The organism is Fuscovulum sp., from assembly GCA_035192965.1.
GTDB lineage: Bacteria > Pseudomonadota > Alphaproteobacteria > Rhodobacterales > Rhodobacteraceae > Paragemmobacter.
This window is the reverse complement of sequence record CP136571.1, coordinates 1,769,598-1,787,078: the sequence shown is the minus strand read 5'-3', so window position 1 is coordinate 1,787,078 and position 17,481 is coordinate 1,769,598. Positions and strand designations below refer to the sequence as shown.

Annotated in this window: 17 protein-coding genes and 1 other RNA gene; 2 read left to right on the top strand and 16 right to left on the bottom strand. The window is 63.4% G+C overall.

Going from position 1 to position 17,481, the window contains the following annotated elements; translation table 11 throughout:
• Positions 1 to 6 precede the first annotated feature (6 nt).
• The 5 genes from RSE12_08790 to RSE12_08770 form a co-directional block, all read right to left on the bottom strand.
• Entirely contained in the window at positions 7 to 447 is a 441-nt protein-coding gene (locus RSE12_08790) for a TrgA family protein (GenBank protein WRH64398.1), read from the bottom strand.
• A 10-nt stretch (positions 448 to 457) separates the two neighbouring features.
• Positions 458 to 1,672: a cyclopropane-fatty-acyl-phospholipid synthase family protein gene (locus RSE12_08785; GenBank protein ID WRH64397.1), complete on the bottom strand. Its 1,215-nt coding sequence runs from the start codon at positions 1,670 to 1,672 to the stop codon at positions 458 to 460.
• A 117-nt stretch (positions 1,673 to 1,789) separates the two neighbouring features.
• Complete coding sequence (locus tag RSE12_08780) at positions 1,790 to 3,211, bottom strand: deoxyribodipyrimidine photo-lyase (protein WRH64396.1); 1,422 nt, start codon at positions 3,209 to 3,211, stop codon at positions 1,790 to 1,792.
• Positions 3,212 to 3,260: 49 nt separating this feature from the next.
• Positions 3,261 to 4,490, bottom strand: coding sequence for an aminotransferase class V-fold PLP-dependent enzyme (locus RSE12_08775; GenBank protein ID WRH64395.1), 1,230 nt, complete (start codon positions 4,488 to 4,490; stop codon positions 3,261 to 3,263).
• A 201-nt stretch (positions 4,491 to 4,691) separates the two neighbouring features.
• Positions 4,692 to 5,681: an oxidoreductase gene (locus RSE12_08770; protein WRH64394.1), complete on the bottom strand. Its 990-nt coding sequence runs from the start codon at positions 5,679 to 5,681 to the stop codon at positions 4,692 to 4,694.
• A gap of 236 nt (positions 5,682 to 5,917) precedes the next feature.
• Between RSE12_08770 and RSE12_08765 the strand changes: the two genes are divergently transcribed.
• Both RSE12_08765 and ssrA read left to right on the top strand, forming a co-directional pair.
• Positions 5,918 to 6,970, top strand: coding sequence for an extracellular solute-binding protein (locus RSE12_08765; GenBank protein ID WRH64393.1), 1,053 nt, complete (start codon positions 5,918 to 5,920; stop codon positions 6,968 to 6,970).
• Between the two features lie 65 nt (positions 6,971 to 7,035).
• Positions 7,036 to 7,391: a transfer-messenger RNA gene (gene ssrA, locus RSE12_08760) on the top strand.
• A 124-nt stretch (positions 7,392 to 7,515) separates the two neighbouring features.
• On the opposite strand, the gene RSE12_08755 is transcribed toward ssrA, so the two are convergent.
• From RSE12_08755 to coxB, 11 genes are all read right to left on the bottom strand, one after another.
• Positions 7,516 to 8,931, bottom strand: coding sequence for an FAD-binding oxidoreductase (locus tag RSE12_08755; protein ID WRH64392.1), 1,416 nt, complete (start codon positions 8,929 to 8,931; stop codon positions 7,516 to 7,518).
• A gap of 57 nt (positions 8,932 to 8,988) precedes the next feature.
• Complete coding sequence (locus tag RSE12_08750) at positions 8,989 to 9,795, bottom strand: MBL fold metallo-hydrolase (GenBank protein ID WRH64772.1); 807 nt, start codon at positions 9,793 to 9,795, stop codon at positions 8,989 to 8,991.
• A gap of 134 nt (positions 9,796 to 9,929) precedes the next feature.
• Positions 9,930 to 10,514 carry a GNAT family N-acetyltransferase gene (locus RSE12_08745; GenBank protein ID WRH64771.1) on the bottom strand — a complete coding sequence of 195 codons (585 nt, stop codon included), beginning with the start codon at positions 10,512 to 10,514 and terminating at the stop codon, positions 9,930 to 9,932.
• A complete protein-coding gene (locus RSE12_08740; GenBank protein WRH64391.1) occupies positions 10,514 to 11,773 on the bottom strand; it encodes a pitrilysin family protein in 1,260 nt (419 codons plus the stop codon). The genes RSE12_08745 and RSE12_08740 overlap by 1 nt, the downstream gene beginning before the upstream one ends.
• Positions 11,770 to 13,155 carry a threonine synthase gene (gene thrC, locus RSE12_08735; GenBank protein ID WRH64770.1) on the bottom strand — a complete coding sequence of 462 codons (1,386 nt, stop codon included), beginning with the start codon at positions 13,153 to 13,155 and terminating at the stop codon, positions 11,770 to 11,772. Before thrC ends, RSE12_08740 begins: the two co-directional genes overlap by 4 nt.
• A gap of 10 nt (positions 13,156 to 13,165) precedes the next feature.
• Positions 13,166 to 13,837: an SURF1 family protein gene (locus RSE12_08730; protein WRH64390.1), complete on the bottom strand. Its 672-nt coding sequence runs from the start codon at positions 13,835 to 13,837 to the stop codon at positions 13,166 to 13,168.
• Positions 13,838 to 13,947: 110 nt separating this feature from the next.
• A complete protein-coding gene (locus tag RSE12_08725) occupies positions 13,948 to 14,748 on the bottom strand; it encodes a cytochrome c oxidase subunit 3 (protein ID WRH64389.1) in 801 nt (266 codons plus the stop codon).
• 22 nt (positions 14,749 to 14,770) lie between these two features.
• Complete coding sequence (locus RSE12_08720) at positions 14,771 to 15,340, bottom strand: cytochrome c oxidase assembly protein (GenBank protein ID WRH64388.1); 570 nt, start codon at positions 15,338 to 15,340, stop codon at positions 14,771 to 14,773.
• Positions 15,337 to 15,528 carry a hypothetical protein gene (locus RSE12_08715; protein WRH64387.1) on the bottom strand — a complete coding sequence of 64 codons (192 nt, stop codon included), beginning with the start codon at positions 15,526 to 15,528 and terminating at the stop codon, positions 15,337 to 15,339. Before RSE12_08715 ends, RSE12_08720 begins: the two co-directional genes overlap by 4 nt.
• Positions 15,528 to 16,460 (bottom strand): heme o synthase, encoded by a 933-nt coding sequence (gene cyoE / locus RSE12_08710; protein ID WRH64386.1) that lies wholly within the window; start codon positions 16,458 to 16,460, stop codon positions 15,528 to 15,530. The genes RSE12_08715 and cyoE overlap by 1 nt, the downstream gene beginning before the upstream one ends.
• A 71-nt stretch (positions 16,461 to 16,531) precedes the next feature.
• Complete coding sequence (gene coxB, locus RSE12_08705) at positions 16,532 to 17,404, bottom strand: cytochrome c oxidase subunit II (GenBank protein ID WRH64769.1); 873 nt, start codon at positions 17,402 to 17,404, stop codon at positions 16,532 to 16,534.
• Positions 17,405 to 17,481: the final 77 nt, after the last annotated feature.

Below are 17,481 nucleotides of genomic sequence, written 5' to 3'. Positions count from 1 at the left end.
CCTGCCTCAGCGCCAGCGCCGACCGGCGGATTCTGTAACCATTCCGGCAATGGCACCGCCAAAAAGCAGCGCCACGATCACCGGGGCCGCGACAAGCATCATGCCAAAGTCGATGAATTGGTTGACGATATCCAGAAGCGCGTCCATCGGGCCGCGATAGCGCCCGCGCATCGCGATCGACAGCATTGTTGCGACAGAGAAGGCCAGCAGCGCGATGAATGTCGCCGTGACTGCCGTTCGGATGCCGGTCGAGGCCGCTTCGTAATACTTCGCGCGCTTCGCCGCGCCCGACACGAACCATCCGGCCAAGGCCCCAGCCGCTATAGACACGGGGTAGAGATAACCCACCCGCTGATCTTCGGGCATCACGCCTTCGACGATGATGCAGACCACCCAGGCCAGAAAGGCAAAGCTCAGCGCGGCAACCAGCTTTGCGGCAGTGGGCATGTGTGTGGCCTCAACTTGGACGGGTGACCGTAATCTGTGTTACGTCGCAGTTTCCGCCCTGAAACGCCCCCGCGCAAGAGGTGAGATAAAAGTTCCACATCCGGCGGAACCTTTCGTCAAATCCGACACGGGCCACGTCATCCCAGCGGGCGTTGAACGTCTCATGCCAGCGCCGCAGGGTCTGGCTGTAGCTGTCGCCAAATTCGATGGAGCCTTTCACCTTCAGCCCGGCCTTTTCCACCTCGGCGCGCAGCACCGAGGGAGAGGGCAACATGCCGCCGGGGAAGATGTATTTCTGGATGAAATCCACGCCGCGGCGATACACTTCCCAGCGCTTGTCGGCGATGGTGATAATCTGCAACGTCGCGTGGCGGCCCGGTTTCAGCCGTTCGCGCAGGGTTTCGAAATAGACCGGCCAGTATTTTTCGCCGACTGCTTCGAACATCTCGATCGACGCGACGCCGTCATAGACGCCGCGTTCGTCGCGGTAATCCTGCAACTTGATCTCGACCCGGTCGGACAGCCCCGCCTTGGCCATGCGCGACACGGCATAATCATACTGCGCCTGCGATATCGTCAGCGCCGTCACGCGCAGACCGCGTTCCTTGGCGGCGTATTCGGCAAATCCGCCCCAGCCGCAGCCGATTTCCAGCACATGATCGCCGGGCGCGGCCCCCATCTGATCGACCATCGACTTGTATTTCTCGGTCTGCGCCGATTCGAGGCTTTCCTGCCCGGTACGGAAGATGGCCGAGGAATAGGTCATCGTGTCATCGAGCCAGAGCCGATAGAAATCATTGCCCAGATCATAGTGATAGCTGATGTTCTTCTTGGCCTGCCGCTTGCTGTTGCCCTGCAACCAGAAGCGCATCCTCTCGAACAGCCGCAACATACCCATGCCGGGAAAGCCGTCATTGATCGGGTCATTTTCCGGCAGTTGCACCAGATCCATCAGCGCCTGCAGGTCCGGGGTGGACCACCAGCCTTCCAGATAGGCATCACAAAAGCCCAGATCGCCCTCGCGCACGAGGCGGGCAAAGACATCGGGATTGTGAACCTCGACCTCACCCACGGGGCCGGGTTTCGCACCCTCGACCCGAAAGCGCCGCCCGTCCGGCATGACGAAATCAAGCCGCCCGCGGCCCATCCCCTTCAGCACGGCAAAGGCCGAAGCAAAATAGCGCGGCAGGCCGGATTGGCCCTTTATGCTGGTCAGAACGTCCATAGACTCCCCACGTTTCTTCTTTTTTGGTTCAACAGTCACAGATACGCGCGGCGCACTCAAGGGTTTCATATAGCTGAAAACTGTCTTTGCGGGGCGGTCGCACGGCATGACCTAGCGTCATGCACCGCCCTCGCCACGCGCCGAATAGGCCGCCAGCGCCCGCGCCCGCCCTTCAGCCAGATCGACAATCGGCTTTGGATAGGGACGAGACGGGTCGAGCCCCCAGGATCGCGGTGCGGCGTCAAAGAACGCAAGCGCGTCGCTGACCGGTGCGCGTTGGCCTTCGGCGATGAAGCGGCGGCGATAGACCCCTTTGGGATCGAACTTTTCCACCTGCGTCGCCGGGTTGAAGATGCGGAAATAGGGGGCTGCATCCGGCCCCGACCCTGCCGCCCATTGCCAGCCCATGGCATTGGCCGCCGGATCCCAATCCGTCAGGCAATCGGCGAACCAGTCCAGCCCCAGTTTCCAATGCGTCATCAGATGCTTGGTCAGGTAAGAAGCGACGATCATCCGGCCCCGATTGTGCATGGTGCCGGTCACGTACATTTCGCGCATCGCGGCATCGACAAAGGGTTCGCCCGTCATGCCGCGCCGCCAGGCATCCACGGCTGCACTTTCGCCCTGCCAGGGAAAATGGTCCCATTCGGGTTTCCAGTTGGCATGGGTGATGTGCGGCGTGTGGTGCATCAGGTGGTAGGAGAATTCACGCCAGACCAATTCCTTGAGAAAGGTCTCGGCCCCTGCGCTGCCACGTTCAAAGGCGACCATGGCGGCGTGCCAGACGCGGCGGATGCCGATCTCGCCATAGGTAAGGTTCTCGGACAGGTTCGACGTTCCCGCCTCGCCCGGCAGATCGCGGGCAATGGCGTAGCGGTCTACCCGCTCTGCCAGAAACCGCTCCAGCCGCGCTTGCGCTGCCGCCTCGCCCACATGAACATGCGCCGCCACGACCGCCGCGCCACGCTTCATGGCCGCGCCAAGGTGCCAGTCTTCCAATCGGTCAGAGCCGGGCCAGACATCCGGGACTGGCAGGCGCGTGGGGGCCACCGTCGGGGCCGCCACGTCGCGCCCACGCACTGCACGCCAATAGGGCGTGTAGACCCGGTAGAACCCGCCCTGCCCCGTCTCAACTGTCCAGGGTTCGAACATCAGATGGCCGGCATGGCTGTCGGCCCGCAACCCCCGCGCCTTGAGCGCGGCCTTCACCGCGCTGTCGCGCGCCTTGGAGGCCGGATCGTAAAGCCGCGACCAGAGCACACCCGCAGCGCCGGTTTCCGCGATCAGCGCGTCCAGAACCGTCAGCGCCGCGCCCCGCCGCAGGATCAGCCTTGCGCCAAGGCCTTCCAGCCGGGCGGCAAAAGCCGCCAGCCCCAGCCCCAGCCGCCATTTTGCCGCCGCTCCCAGCGCCTCGGTCTCGGGGTCCAGAATGAACAGCGGTATGACGGGATGGCCGCTTGCCAGCGCCGCCTGCAACATCGGCAGGTCGTCCAGCCGCAGATCGCGGCGAAACCAGAGTATCAGGGGGGGAAGGGTCATGCGCGCCTGTGTATTCTTTGCAGTGATACGCGCCGCCCTTCCCGTCGGATCACAGCAGATCGTCCAGAGCCGCGATCAGGCGCGCCACATCTTCGGCCGATGTGTAATGCACCGCGCTCATCCGCAGCACGCCCTTTTCCAGATCGACGCCCATCGCCGTCAGCGGGCGCACGGCATAGAAATCGCCCGCCCAGCAGGCGATCCCGCGCTTGCCCAGCTCTTCGGACAGCGGTTCTGCCGCGCGGCCCAGATCGACGGCGACAGTGGGCGCACGCCGCGCTGCATCGCGCGGGCCGATCAGCCGCAAGTCGTTACGCGCGGCCAGATACTCCAGAAGCGGGGCGATCACGGCCACTTCCTGCGCTCTCATCAGATCATGCACACCCCGGTTGCGTGCCGCCGCATCGCCGGTGACGCCATGATGCGCGGCCAGCGCATCGACGAAATCCGCCATCCCGGCGCAAGCTGCAATCTGCGCATGGTCCGGCCCGGCAGGCGTGAACCGTTTGTAAAGCGTGTCGTTGTTGAAGAAATGCGCCTGCCCCGGCAGTTCAAATCCAAAGGGCGCGCGGATGACCATGATCCCCTGATGCGGGCCATAGGTCTTGTAGGCAGAGAACAGATAGACATCGCAGCCCAGCGCCGGAATGTCGGGAAAGCCGTGCGGGGCATAGCTGACGCCGTCCACCACAGTGCGTGCCCCTGCCGCGCGGGCCATGTCGCAGATGGCGGCCACATCGTTGATCTCGGCCACCACGTTTGAGCAATGCGGAAAGCAAACCAGCCGCACCTTGCCATCCGCCAGCAGCGGCGTCAGCCCAGCCATAGACAGCGATCCCGTGGCGGGGTCGACGCGCCATTCGCGAACCTCGATCCCTTCATCCACCAGACGCCGCCAGACGCCGGAATTGGCCTCGTGGTCCTGATCCGTGACGATGATCGCCAGACCTTTGCCCGACAGCCATTTCCGCACTGCCTGTGCCAGAACATAGGTGTTGGCGCTGGTGGACGGGCCAAAAGACACCTCTTCCCGCGCCACGCCCATCATGGCGGCAAGGCGCGTGCGCGCCTCGTCCATCTCATCCCCGCCCGCCTGCGCGCCGGGATAGGGGGCATAGGGCTGTACCTTGCGGTCGGTATAGAAGCGATGCAGCCGGTCCACCACCTGACGGCAGGGATAGCTGCCACCCGCATTTTCAAAGAAGGCATGGGTCGACAGCACCGGCGAGGCAAAGGCCGGGAATTGCGAACGGACGAAATCAAGGTCTAGCGCGGTCATGGCTCTGGGGTCTTTCTCAACAGCGTTTCCGGTCGGACCCGGCCAGCCCCGCACGGGCGGGGCTTGTCCCGATCCGTGGCAGGTCTTCCAGCCGGACCGACGGGATGGCTCCCCCGCCGGCAGAGGTGCAGCGCGGACGCTGCCCCTCAATGCCTTTGTTAGCGGCAGGTTTCGCCGCCGTCAAACCACCTGACCCGCGCTTCAGCGGCGCACATCCACCACCACCCGCCCTTGCACGCCCCCGGCCAGAATGGCCCGGCCAAGGTCTGGCAGATCGGCGAGCGCGCAGTCCTGCACCATCGCCTCAAGCCGGTCCATCGGCAGTTCCGCCGCAAGACGTTCCCAGGCAATCAGACGCTTGACGAAAGGCACGGTCACAGAATGGATCCCCAACAGGTTCACCCCCCGCAGGATAAAGGGGGTGATCTTCAGCGGCACCTCTGCCCCGCCTGCCAGACCCACGGCCGCCACGGAACTGTTGGCCTGCATCTGCCCCAATACCCGCGCCAGCATTGCGCCGCCTACATTGTCGATGCAGCCGGCCCAGGTCTCGGATTCCAGCGGCTTGGCCACCACATCGGCAAGGTCCGCACGTGGCACGATCCGGCTTGCGCCCAATTGGCGCAGATAGTCGCCGGTCTCGGGCCGGCCGGTGACAGCCGCCACCCGGTAGCCCCGCGTCGCCAGCAGCGCCACGGCCACCGATCCCACACCCCCGGCCGCGCCCGTGACCAGCACCTCGCCCTGATCCGGGTCCAGCCCATGCGCCTCAAGCGCGATCAGGGCGAGCATGGCGGTAAAGCCTGCGGTGCCCACGGCCATGGCCTGCCGGGTGGTCATCCCCTTGGGCAGCGGCACCAGCCAATCCGCCTTGACCCGCGCCTTTTCCGCATGGCCGCCCCACCAGCTTTCGCCGACGCGCCAGCCTGTCAGAATGACAGCGTCACCGGGGCGATAGCGCGAATCCCCGGACGCCTCGACCACACCGGCGAAGTCGATCCCCGGCACATGCGGCCAGGCGCGCACCATGCCGCCCCCGGACCCCATGCAGAGCGCATCCTTGTAATTCAGCGTGGAATATTCGACGGACACCGTCACATTCCCGTCAGGAAGATGCGCCTCATCCAGCATCTGCACGCCTGCGCGCGTTACCCCTGCGGCATCCTTTTCCACCACCAAAGCCCTGAACATCTCCCCTCCCTTTCCATTCTGCATCTTCAATCTGACCCATTTCCGGGGAAGATGCCCAGTTTGCGGGCATTCTTGCCGGAAAAAACAGCATGGGCCCGCTGCGCCCCTTGTCGTTGGGGCAAACAATTCCAATGTCGCATGGGGGCTTGAGACCGGGCCATGCCTGAAATAGCGTTAACTGATCTTTTTGGTCGAAGAGGGAAAAGCGGCCAAGGATCCAGCAGTGAGGAAAATAAATGAAGCATACAAGAATTCTGCTTGCGACTGTCGCGACCATCACCGCGCTGTCGACCGCAGCCCGCGCCGCCGATCCCGAAATGACAGTCTTTGACTGGGCCGGATGGGAGATCGAAGGTGTCCTGACCGACTTTGTCGCCAAGCATGGCGCGAATCCGACCTATTCCTTCTTTGCCGATGATGACGAGGCCTTTCAGAAGGTCTCCTCCGGCTTCAAATCCGATGTGACCCATCCTTGCGTGGCCAGCCTGCCGCGCTATCGCAGCGCCGATCTGATCGAGCCGTGGGATACGTCGAAGATCCCCGAATTTGCCAACATCAACCCGGCCCTGCTGAATTCCACCTATGTAAAGGATGACGGCGGCATCTGGTTCATCCCGACGGATTACGCCTATACCGCCGTGGCCTATAACACGACCGAAGTTCCGGCCGAGGATGTTGCCTCGCTTCAGGTCTTTGCCGACCCGAAATATGCCAACCGCATCTCGCTGCCCGACAACTCGGACGATATCTGGGCGCTGGCCTTCCTGGCGACCGGCGTAACGAGCTGGGACAATGTGACCGATGAACAATTCCAGGCCGCCGCCGACTGGCTGCGCACGGTGCATCCCAATGTCCGCGCTTATTGGGCTGATCCGGCAGAACTGTCGCAGCTGATGGCGACGGGTGAGGTTCTGGTGTCTTGGTCGTGGAATGACGGCGTGGCGCTGTTGCAGGCCGAAGAGTTCCCCATCGGGTTCAACCGCTCTCCGGCGGAAGGGGCATCGACCTGGTATTGCGGCTATGTGAACATGAAGGATGCGCCGGGTTCGGAAGACAAGGCCTATGACTTCATCAACTCGCTGCTGGCCCATGGCTCGGCCAAGACGCTGCTGGATGAACTGGGCTATGCCCATTCCAACAACGCCGCAATGGCGGAAATCCCGGCAGAAGAGCTGAAGGCCGCCTTCGTCGACCCGGTCACGACCACGCTGCTGGCCCAGACGCCGGTATCGCCCGAGTTCCGCGAAAAGATGATCCAGGAATTCGAGAACATCAAAGCGGGCTTCTGATCGTTCAGACCAGCTTGCAAGCGGCGCCCGGGGGCAACCCCGGGCGTTTTGCATTTCCGGCGGAATGACTTGCGGCCCGCGGTGACCGCCCCTATATCAGATGGTGTTCGGGGCAACCCGGACTATGGCGATAAACGCACCTGTAATAGACGGCTCGGACCCGGGGGCGGTACCCGGCGGCTCCACCAATCCACCCGATCATTGCGGGGGTTCGGGGCCGAAATAGGATCGACGAACGTTCAAAGAGGCCAGCTTTTGCTCGGTGAGGTACCACCGTTATCGGTCCAAGATCACAGTTGCCAATGACAACCGTGCTCCGGTGGCGCTGGCCGCGTAAGCGGCTCGCAATACCAAATCTAAGTCCCTGCGCTTAGCCGCGTAGGGCGGGGTTCGCAGGTACCTGGCAACAGAAACCTGCACCTTTCCCCAACCGTTGCAGGAAGATTTTCCATGGAAAATCTTCAGAAGACGAAAATCTTTCAGGAAAGATTTTCCGGCTGCGCCCGCGCAGCCTGACCGAGAATTTTCAGGAAAATTCTCGGGCCTCAGCCTTGCCGCAGGACAGCGCCGGGGTTGAGGATGCCCAGCGGATCGAGCGCGGTCTTGATCGCGCGCATCGCCGCCAGCTTGCCCGGATCGCCATAGCGCTCCAGGTCCCCCACTTTCAGCCGCCCAATCCCGTGCTCTGCACTGACCGATCCGCCCATTTCATGCACGAGATCATGAACACAGGTCTTGATCGCATCGCGCTGATGCGCGTGGTCCTGTCGGCTGCGGCCCGGCATCGGAAAGACGTTGTAATGCAGATTGCCGTCGCCCAGATGCCCAAAGCTGTTGATGCGCCAATCGCCCAACCGCGCCAGCGCCGCATCGGCCCGCACAAGAAAATCCGGCACCGCCGCCAGCGGCAGCGAGATATCATGCGATGAGATCGCGCCGATCTTGCGGTTCGCGGCGGGAATGGATTCGCGGATCCGCCAGAGACCGCTGCGCTGCGCCTCGGACGCGGCGATCACACCGTCCAGCACCAGACCGGCTTCATCCGCCTCGGCATAAAGTCCGGCCATCACCGCCTCGGCCTCAAAGGCTGAAGGCAGGCCAAGTTCCAGCAGCACTGACCATGCGGGGGCCGTGGGAAAGGGGCAGGCCACTTCGGGCATCGTTTCTGCAAGGAAGGCGAAACCCATGCGGCTGATCAGTTCAAAGGCCGATATCATGCCCGGCATCCGGTTCTGGCACAGCGTCAGCAACTGCAGCGCCGCCGCAGGGTCGGGCACGACAAGCAGTGCCGTCACTTCGGCCGCCGGGCGTGGCACCATCCGCAGGGCCGCCGCCGTGATGATGCCCAGCGTGCCTTCAGCCCCGATCAGCAGATGGCGCAGGTCATAGCCGGTGTTGTCCTTGCGCAGCCGTTTCAGTCCGCCCAGCAGCGACCCATCGGCCATCACCGCCTCGATCCCAAGGCAGAGGTCGCGCGCATTTCCATGGCGCAGTACGCCAATGCCACCCGCATTGGTGGCCAGAACCCCACCGATCCGGGCGGTGCCTTCGCTGGCGAGCGACAGCGGGAATTGCCGCCGCGCCTCTGCCGCCGCTTCCTGCACGGCGGCCAGCGTCAGGCCCGCCTCTGCGACCAGCACGTTTTCCTCGGGCCAGATGCCCCGGATATTGGACATGCGTTCCAACGACAGGATCACTGGTGCGGGGCCATCGGGCATGACCTGCCCGCCCACCAGCCCGGTACCACCACCCCAGGGCAGAATGCCCACCCGCGCCTCGGCGCAGGCGCGCACCACGACCTGCACCTCGGCAGTGGATCGGGGCAGGACCAGCACGCCGCCCTGCCCTGCCCATTGGCCGCGTGGCTCTTCCAGATACCGCGCCTCGGGCGCGCGCACCGCGCCATCGGGCAGCAGGGCGGCAAGCTGTGCGGCAAAGGCGGCATCGGCAGGGTTCAGCATGGGCGGGGCTCCTTCCGCCCCTTCCTATCCCCCGGCCGCCTGACGGGAAAGGGGGCGTCACGGAAGATAGGCCGGCTCCAGCACCATGATCGTGGGCCGACCGGGCAGGTCCTGCAAGGACAGATCCAGTTCCGGCCCGCCGGTTTCGACCACGTCGAACTGACCTTCCATCTCGTCGAGGAAGGTCACCAGCGACGCGCCGGAAAACCAGTGCATCGGGATCACGACCGATGCCCGCAGGCGCCCCACCACCTCGGCCATGGCCTCGGTGCTCATGGTATAGCCGCCATCCACCGGCACCATGACCACATCCAGCCGCCCGATCGAGGCGTATTGTGCATCATCGGGGATCTGATGCAGGTGCCCAAGGTGGCCGATGCACAGACCGCCCGCCTCGAACACAAAGATCGAATTGCCATCCGCCCGCGCACCTTCACCAAAGGGGCCGCGCGTATCGGTTGTCACATTGCGCACCAGCATCGACCCAAGGTCCAGTTCGTGAAAGGCGGGTTGCCCCTCTTCGGGCCAGCCGTTCAGCACATGGGGAATGCGCGGATCGGGGTTGCTGGTCCAATGGGTGGAATGGGCGTTGTTCATGGTCACCACATCGGGCACCACATCCGGGTTGCCGATATACCCGGTGTAATCCGTCACGGCGAGGGTGCCATCTTCGGTCTCGATCGCGAAACTCGCATGGTCCAGATAGTGGATGCGCACATGGCCCGTTTCCAGCGCCGAGCCGATCGACGCGCGCCAGACGCGTTCCACGGGGGCCTGTGCAAGGGCAAAACAGTTCGAAGGTATTCGTTCCTGTGCCGCCGCAGGCCGTGCCTGCGCCCCGATCACCAGCGCCGCACAGAGCATCATCCCGCGCCCAATCCGCACCATCGCGCCATCCTTCGCTGCCTGCCGTGAGGAAACCAGCCTGCCATGACAGCCGGCCTTCGGCGCATCACGCTTTCGTCAGGCGCCTTGGTTTTCCACAGGAAAGCGCGCGCTCAGCCCACGCCCGTTCGGCCCCGCCGATCCAGCCGCAGCGCGGCGTAAAGGACATGGTTCCGCCAACGCCCCGAAATTTGCAGATAGCTTTGCGCCACGCCTTCGTATTTGAAGCCGCATTTTTCCAACACCCCGCGTGAGGCGATGTTTTCCGGCAGACAGGCCGCTTCGATCCGGCTGAGGTCGAGTGCGGAATAGGCGTGATGCACGACCGACTGAATCGCCTCGCGCATGTAACCCCGGCGGCTGAACCTTTCACCGATCCAATAGCCCAGCGTCCCCGATTGCGACGGCCCACGGCGGATATTGTCCAGCGTGATTGCCCCCAGCAGCGCCTGATCTTCCCGCCGGATCAGCAGCAGGGGCAGCGCGGTTCCCTGCGCCTCGGCCCGGGCGGCCCAGTAGACGCGGTTGGTGAACGCCTTGCGCGTCAGGTGATCCCCGGCCCAGACCGGTTCCCAAGGCGTCAGGAACGCGGCGCTTTCGTCGCGCAGGGCGGCCCATTGCGTCCAGTCGCCATGGGTGGGCAGGCGCAGCGTCATCCGCTCCGTCTCGATCTTGACCTTGCGGCGGAAGGGCAGCATCACGCCGCCAGCCTTGCCCGGATCGCCTCCAGATCCGGGGCATCGGTGACGGGGCCATAGAGCGCGAGCGCCGATTTCGCCCCGACCAGCCCCGCGCCATAGGCCCGCACATCGGCGGTAGAGACGGCGTCGATCTTTTCCACCGTTTCGGCCACGCTGGGCACCCGGCCCCAGATCGCCAGAAGGCGCGCGTTGCGTTCGGCGCGGCTGGAGGGGCTTTCCAGCCCCATCAACAGCCCCGCCTTCAACTGCGCGCGGGCGCGGTTGACCTCGGCTTCGGTCATGTCATCGGCGGCGCGTTTCAACTCATCCAGCGTCAGCCCGACCAGATCGCCGATCTCTTCTTCCGACGTGCCAGCATATACCGTGATCTGCCCGGTATCTTCATAGGCGCCGGACTGGGCAAAGATGGAATAGCACAGCCCCCGCTCTTCGCGGATCTTCTGGAACAGGCGGCTGGACATGCCGCCGCCCATCGCGGTGGCATAGACTTGCGCGGCATAGACATCGGGCGCGCGATAGCCCGGCCCCTCGAACGCCAGCGCGAAATGGACCTGTTCCAGATCCTTGACCTCGCGCCGTTCACCGCCGCCAAAGCGGGCGGGTTGCAGGCGGGAATTGCCAACGGGTTTCAGATGCCCGAACAACGCTTCGGCCTGCGCCACGATGGCGTCATGGTCCACGCCCCCGGCGGCGGCCAGGATCATCTGATCGGGGCCGTAATGTTCGGCCACAAAGCTGCGCAGATCATCGCGGCTGAAGGAAGATACCCGTTCGGTCGGCCCCAGGATCGTCCGACCAAAAGGCTGATCGGGGTAGGACACTTCCTGCAACCAGTCGAAGATGATGTCGTCAGGCGTGTCCAGCGCCTGGCCGATTTCCTGCAGGATGACGTGGCGCTCCGTCTCGATATCATCGGGGTTGAACACGGGGTTCAGCACGATATCGGCAATCACATCCAAAGCCAGCGCCACATCGGGCGACAGGACGCGCGCGTAATAGGCTGTCATCTCGCGGCTGGTATAGGCGTTGATATATCCGCCCACATCCTCGATCTCTTCCGCGATGCGCAGCGACGAGCGGCGCTCCGTGCCCTTGAAGGCCATATGCTCAAGGAAATGCGCGATCCCGTTCTGTTCGGCCCGCTCATGCCGCCCGCCTGCCGTAACCCAGACCCCGGCCGAGGCCGACAGCAGGCCCGGCATCGCCTCGGTCACGATGCGAAAGCCGTTCGAAAGCGTGGTGATCTTAAGGCTCAACGGCCGGTCCTTTCGCGAATGATGGCCTGCAATGCGGCCAGATCGTTGGCAACCCGCGTCAGACGTTCGGGCCGGTCGTACAGATCGCCCATCCGGGCGGGCAGCGCGGGCCGCACGCCCATTGCGCCTGCGACAGCATCGGGGAACTTCGCCGGATGCGCGGTGGCCAGCGTGATCATCGGCACATCGCCCAGATGTTCCTCGGCCACCTTCACGCCCACGGCGGAATGGGGGCACAGCACCTCGCCCGTCCGGGCATAGGCGGCGCGAATGGTGGCGACCGTCTCCTCCTCGGAGCAGCGACCCGAGGCGAAGGTTCCGCGCAGCATTTCCAGCGCGCCTTGGCTGATGGCAAAGCCACCGGCCTTCAACTCGGCCATAAGCTGCGCCACTGCCCCACCGTCGCGGCCATAGGCATCAAACAGCGCGCGTTCAAAGTTGGACGACACCTGAATATCCATCGACGGGCTGATCGACGGGCGCACGCCATCCGTGACATAGGACCCCGACCGTATGGCCCGATCCAGAATGTCATTCTGGTTGGTGGCAATCACCAGCTTGTCGATCGGCAGCCCCATGCTGCGCGCGATGTATCCGGCGAAGATATCGCCGAAATTCCCCGTCGGCACGGTAAAGGACACCGCCCGATGCGGCGCACCCAAGGAGACCGCGGAGGAGAAGTAATAGACCACCTGCGCCAGAACCCGCGCCCAGTTGATGCTGTTTACCCCCGCCAGCCGCACGCCATCGCGGAAGGCGAAATCGTTGAACATGTCCTTCACGCGGGCCTGACAATCATCGAAATCGCCATCCATGGCGAGGGCGTGAACATTCGCCTCAGCAGGCGTGGTCATCTGCCGGCGCTGCACTTCGGACACGCGGCCATGCGGATACAGGATAAAGAGGTCTACATTCGCCAGCCCCCGGAACGCCTCCATCGCCGCCGATCCGGTATCGCCGCTGGTGGCACCCACAATCGTGATCCGCTCGCCCGATTTCGCCAGCGCCGCCTGCATCATCTGCCCGATGAGCTGCATTGCGAAATCCTTGAAGGCCAGCGTCGGCCCGTGGAACAGCTCCAGCAGGAAATGGTTCGGCCCCAATTGCACCAGCGGCGCGCGGGCATCATGGCCGAAACCTGCATAGGCCTTGGCGATCAGACCGCGAAACTCGGCCTCGGAAAACAGACCGCCCAGATAGGGCCACATCACGCGAAAGGCGACTTCTTCATAGGGCTGGCCAGCCAGCGCCGCGATATCGGCCTTTGCCATCACCGGCACCGCTTCGGGGACGTAAAGCCCACCGTCGCGGGCAAGGCCCGTCATCATCGCTTCGCCGAAAGTCAGAACCGGTGCCGCCCCGCGGGTCGAGATGTAATTCATCGTCATGCCTTCAAACCGTCCGCTGCCTGATACGCCACAGAAGATACGCTGTCATCCCCAGCCAGACTGCCGCCAGCGAAAACCACGTGATGGCGTAATTCATGTGGTCATTGGGAATACCCGACGTGTCTACCGGCATCGGCTCAATCGCGCCACCGGTCGGCCTGCGGGCGACAATAAATGTCGGCTCTGTCTTCAGCGCCTCGGCCAGCGCCCCGACATCACGCGCAAACCACAATCCGGTGGTGGCATCGGGCGGCGGGGTAAAGCCGTCGGTTTCATCGGGCCAATGCAGATTGCCCTCAACCCGCGCTGGCCCCGACTCGCGCGGATTGCCCCGGTCGTCGTCCCGCAGGAAGCCTCGATCCACCAGCACGCGCCGCCCGTCATCCGTCTCGAACACCTCGATCACGCGGACACCCGCGCCGATCTGCTTACGGCTGACCAGCACGTCGGCATGTTCCCCGGTAAAGCGGCCTTGTGCCGTCACGGGCATATACCGATCTGCCTCCGGTTCCAGAGTGGCCGGCAAGGGAACGGCTTCGTCAGAAATCCGCGCCGCAATCTCGGCCAGCACGCCCTCTTTCCAGGCCAGACGCTGCATCTGCCAGACACCCAGCGAAATCAGGATCGCCCCGCCCAAAAGGCCGATGGCCAAGGGAAAGATCATGCGGCGCAACATGGGCAAAGCCTCCGGTCAAAAGGAAAGGCGCGCACCCGCCCGGGTCCGCGCCTTTCGGCAAAGGGTGGGGGGCGGGGCGCCGCCCCCCGCGCCTTGATCAGGCCCGGGGTTCAGCGACCCCAGACATAGATCGAGGCAAACAGGAACAGCCAGACCACATCGACAAAGTGCCAGTACCAAGCCGCCGCTTCAAAGCCGACATGCTTGTCCTGCGTGAAATGGCCCTTCATCGCGCGGATCAGGCAAACGCCAAGGAAGATCGTCCCGATGATGACATGGAACCCGTGGAAGCCCGTCGCCATGAAGAAGTTCGCGCCATAGATATTGCCCGCAAAGCCGAAGGCGGCATGGCTATATTCATAGGCCTGAAAGCCCGTGAAGACGATCCCAAGGACAATGGCCAGCGCCAGACCGTTGATAAGGTCCTTGCGGTTGTTCTCATGCACCAGCGCATGGTGCGCCCAGGTCGCCGCGGCGCCCGAACACAGCAGGATCAGCGTGTTGATCAGCGGCAGATGCCAGGGGTCGAATGTCTCGATCCCCGCCGGCGGCCAGACGCCATCAATCGCGGGGCTTTGCGGCCCCATCGGATACAGGGCGTGCTTGAAGAACGACCAGAACCACGCCGCGAAGAACATCACTTCCGACATGATGAACATGATGAAGCCGTAGCGCAGGCCGATCCGCACCACCGGGGTGTGATCGCCAACCTGGCTTTCCTTCACCACATCCGCCCACCAGCCGAACATGACATAAAGCACGCCGACAAAGCCGATCAAGCCCAGCCACGGCCCGCTGCCATGCATCCAGAGCACTGCGCCAAACAGCATAACAAAGGCCGACACTGCCGAAAGGAAGGGCCAGATCGACGGCGGCAGAATGTGATAATCGTGGTTCTTGGCGTGTGCCATTCCGGGTCCCTCGCGTTTCTTGTTAGTTTACCGCCTCACCCGTGGCTGCATCAAGTGCAGCCTGTTCTTCGGGCAGGGGTGTTTCATAGAATGTGTAAGAGAGCGTGATCTCTTTCACGAATTGTCCTTCGGCGTCTTTCACGATTTCCGGATCGACGAAAAAGCTGACCGGCATCTCAACCCGTTCACCAGGTTGCAACACCTGTTCGGTAAAGCAAAAGCAGGCGATCTTGTCGAAATAACCGCCGGCCGCTTCGGGTGCCACGTTGAAGCTGGCGGTTCCCGCCACCACCCGATCCGTCGGGTTGTAGGCCTCATAGAAGGCAAGGGCGTTCTCGCCGATGCGCACGGTCATTTCGCGCTGTACCGGGCGGAAGGTCCAAGGCATGCCCCGCTCCAGCGAAGCGTCAAACTTCACGACAACCGTCTGATCAAGGATCATGTCAGGCGCAGATGACGCAACACCCGTCGTTCCGCCAAAGCCCGTGACACGGCAGAACCAGTCATAGAAAGGCACGGCCGCAAAGGACAGCGACGCCATCAGCGCCACCACGCCCACCAGATAGGTTGCCGTCCGCTTCTGCCCTGTCATTGTCCCTCCTCCTCGGTCGCCAGTTCCGGGCGCACCGAATGGTCAAATCCCTGCATCGGATCGCCGCGCGTCACCTTCACCACGGTGAGCGCAAAGACCAGCATGATGAACAGGCCCAGCGTCACAGCCACGCCCACATTGCGCCCCAACCGCCGCTTGTGGATTTCATGTTCCGGGGGAAAAGCCATCACCAGCCCCCCAAGCCATAGGGTTTCAACGCCGCCTCGGCCAGAAACGCCCCAAAGAGCAGGAACAGGTAGTAGAGCGAAAAGCGGAACACCGACTTCTCGGTCGCATAGCTGTCAGCTTCGGCCGCCGCCTCATCCCGCCGCCAGATGCGCCATGCCCCGATCAGGAACCACACGTTCAGCAGCACGGCCGCCGTCAGATAGACCGGGCCGCCGATGCTGGTGAAGGCCGCGCCGATGGCGACGGGGGCCAGCAGGATGGTGTAGATCAGGATATGGTTGCGGGTGGATCGCCGCCCATGCGTCACCGTCAACATCGGCACGCCGGCGTTGGAATAGTCATCCTTCATGAACAGCGCCAACGCCCAGAAATGCGGCGGCGTCCACATGAAGATAAGTGCGAACATCAGCAGGCTTTCGATAGAAACCGTTCCAGTCGCGCAGGCCCAGCCGATCATGGGCGGAAAGGCCCCAGCCGCGCCGCCAATGACGATGTTCTGCGGCGTGGACCGCTTCAGCCACATCGAATAGACGACCGCGTAGAAAAAGATCGTAAATGCCAGCAGCGCCGCCGCCAGCCAGTTCGCCGCCAGCCCCAGCATCACCACCGACAGGCCCGAAAGCGCCAGCCCAACCGCCAGGGCCTCGCCCGCCTCGACCTTGCCAGCAGGCACGGGGCGGCTTTTGGTGCGGCGCATCACAGCGTCGATATCGGCATCCCACCACATGTTCAGCGCGCCCGAAGCCCCTGCCCCAAGCGCAATGAACAGGATCGACGCGAAGGCAATCACCGGATGCACGCCAACCGGGGCCACCAGCAGCCCGACCAGCGCCGTGAACACCACCAGCGACATCACGCGCGGTTTCAGCAACTGCACATAGTCGCCAAAACCTGCCTCACCGGGCGCTTCAAAGGCGCGGGTATCGCTCATCTGTCTGTCTTCCTATCGGTGGGTAAAATGCCCCGGCGCACCGGGGCAACCCCTGCCTGTTACAGCGTGTGTCAGTTCGAAGCGACGTCGACCGACGCTGCCAGATCGGCATCCGACAGCATCACGTCGCCTGCCTCGGCCTTGGCAACCCAAGCGGCATAGGCCTCTTCCGACACGACCTTCACGGTGATGGGCATGTAGGCATGGTCCTTACCACACAGTTCAGAGCACTGACCGAAGTAGATGCCTTCCCGCTCTGCCGCGAACCACAGCTGTGCCAGACGGCCCGGCACGGCATCCTGCATCACGCCAAAGGCCGGGATCTTCCACGAATGGATCACGTCGGCGGCGGTCACGTTCATCACAACCGTCTTGCCCACGGGCACCACTACAGCGGTGTCGGTGGCCAGCAGGTACTGGTTGTCTTCATAGCCGAATTCGGCCAGCTGCTCGCGTTGCAGCATGAAGCTGTCAAAGGCGATCGGCGCGGCTTCCGGGTCTTCGGTCACGCCGTTGTCGGTGTATTCATAGGACCAGTACCACTGCGCGCCCGTCACCTTGATCGTGACATCCGCCACCGGAATTTCCTGCTGCTTGAACAGCACCGGCAGCGAGAAGGCCCCGATGAACACCAGGATCAGGATCGGAACAACCGTCCATGCCACTTCCAGCGGGCTGTTATGCGTAAAGGTTGCCGGCGTCTTGTTGCGCTTTTCGCTGTAGCGGAACATGACCCAAAGCAGCAGCGCCGTCACGAAGATGGTGATCACCGTGATGATGATCAGGATCATGTGATCCAGCCCCTGCAAATCGCGCGCAAGCTCTGTGGCCGGCGGCTGAAAGCCCATCTTCTCCGGCAAGGGCTGACCCACGACCTCAAGCCCCTGCGCAAAGGCCGTGCCAGACAGAAGCAAGCCGGTGCCAGCAGCAGCCACAGCTTTCATAGTGGTCAAAAGACGCATGTTCTTATCCCGTTCGCGTGCGCGGCCTTGGGCCGCTGCCGTTTTCCCCGCACGTTGCC

Bases quoted from the DNA above. Each gene is read 5' to 3' on its own strand.
- RSE12_08750 (WRH64772.1), bottom strand. From the start codon at position 9,795: ATGCTCTGTGCGGCGCTGGTGATCGGGGCGCAGGCACGGCCTGCGGCG.
- RSE12_08715 (WRH64387.1), bottom strand. From the start codon at position 15,528: ATGGCTTTTCCCCCGGAACATGAAATCCACAAGCGGCGGTTGGGGCGC.
- RSE12_08780 (WRH64396.1), bottom strand. From the start codon at position 3,211: ATGACCCTTCCCCCCCTGATACTCTGGTTTCGCCGCGATCTGCGGCTG.
- RSE12_08720 (WRH64388.1), bottom strand. From the start codon at position 15,340: ATGACAGGGCAGAAGCGGACGGCAACCTATCTGGTGGGCGTGGTGGCG.
- RSE12_08725 (WRH64389.1), bottom strand. From the start codon at position 14,748: ATGGCACACGCCAAGAACCACGATTATCACATTCTGCCGCCGTCGATC.
- RSE12_08790 (WRH64398.1), bottom strand. From the start codon at position 447: ATGCCCACTGCCGCAAAGCTGGTTGCCGCGCTGAGCTTTGCCTTTCTG.
- cyoE (WRH64386.1), bottom strand. From the start codon at position 16,460: ATGAGCGATACCCGCGCCTTTGAAGCGCCCGGTGAGGCAGGTTTTGGC.
- coxB (WRH64769.1), bottom strand. From the start codon at position 17,404: ATGAAAGCTGTGGCTGCTGCTGGCACCGGCTTGCTTCTGTCTGGCACG.
- thrC (WRH64770.1), bottom strand. From the start codon at position 13,155: ATGAATTACATCTCGACCCGCGGGGCGGCACCGGTTCTGACTTTCGGC.
- RSE12_08730 (WRH64390.1), bottom strand. From the start codon at position 13,837: ATGTTGCGCCGCATGATCTTTCCCTTGGCCATCGGCCTTTTGGGCGGG.
- RSE12_08765 (WRH64393.1), top strand. From the start codon at position 5,918: ATGAAGCATACAAGAATTCTGCTTGCGACTGTCGCGACCATCACCGCG.
- RSE12_08770 (WRH64394.1), bottom strand. From the start codon at position 5,681: ATGTTCAGGGCTTTGGTGGTGGAAAAGGATGCCGCAGGGGTAACGCGC.
- RSE12_08775 (WRH64395.1), bottom strand. From the start codon at position 4,490: ATGACCGCGCTAGACCTTGATTTCGTCCGTTCGCAATTCCCGGCCTTT.
- RSE12_08745 (WRH64771.1), bottom strand. From the start codon at position 10,514: ATGCTGCCCTTCCGCCGCAAGGTCAAGATCGAGACGGAGCGGATGACG.
- RSE12_08785 (WRH64397.1), bottom strand. From the start codon at position 1,672: ATGGACGTTCTGACCAGCATAAAGGGCCAATCCGGCCTGCCGCGCTAT.
- RSE12_08755 (WRH64392.1), bottom strand. From the start codon at position 8,931: ATGCTGAACCCTGCCGATGCCGCCTTTGCCGCACAGCTTGCCGCCCTG.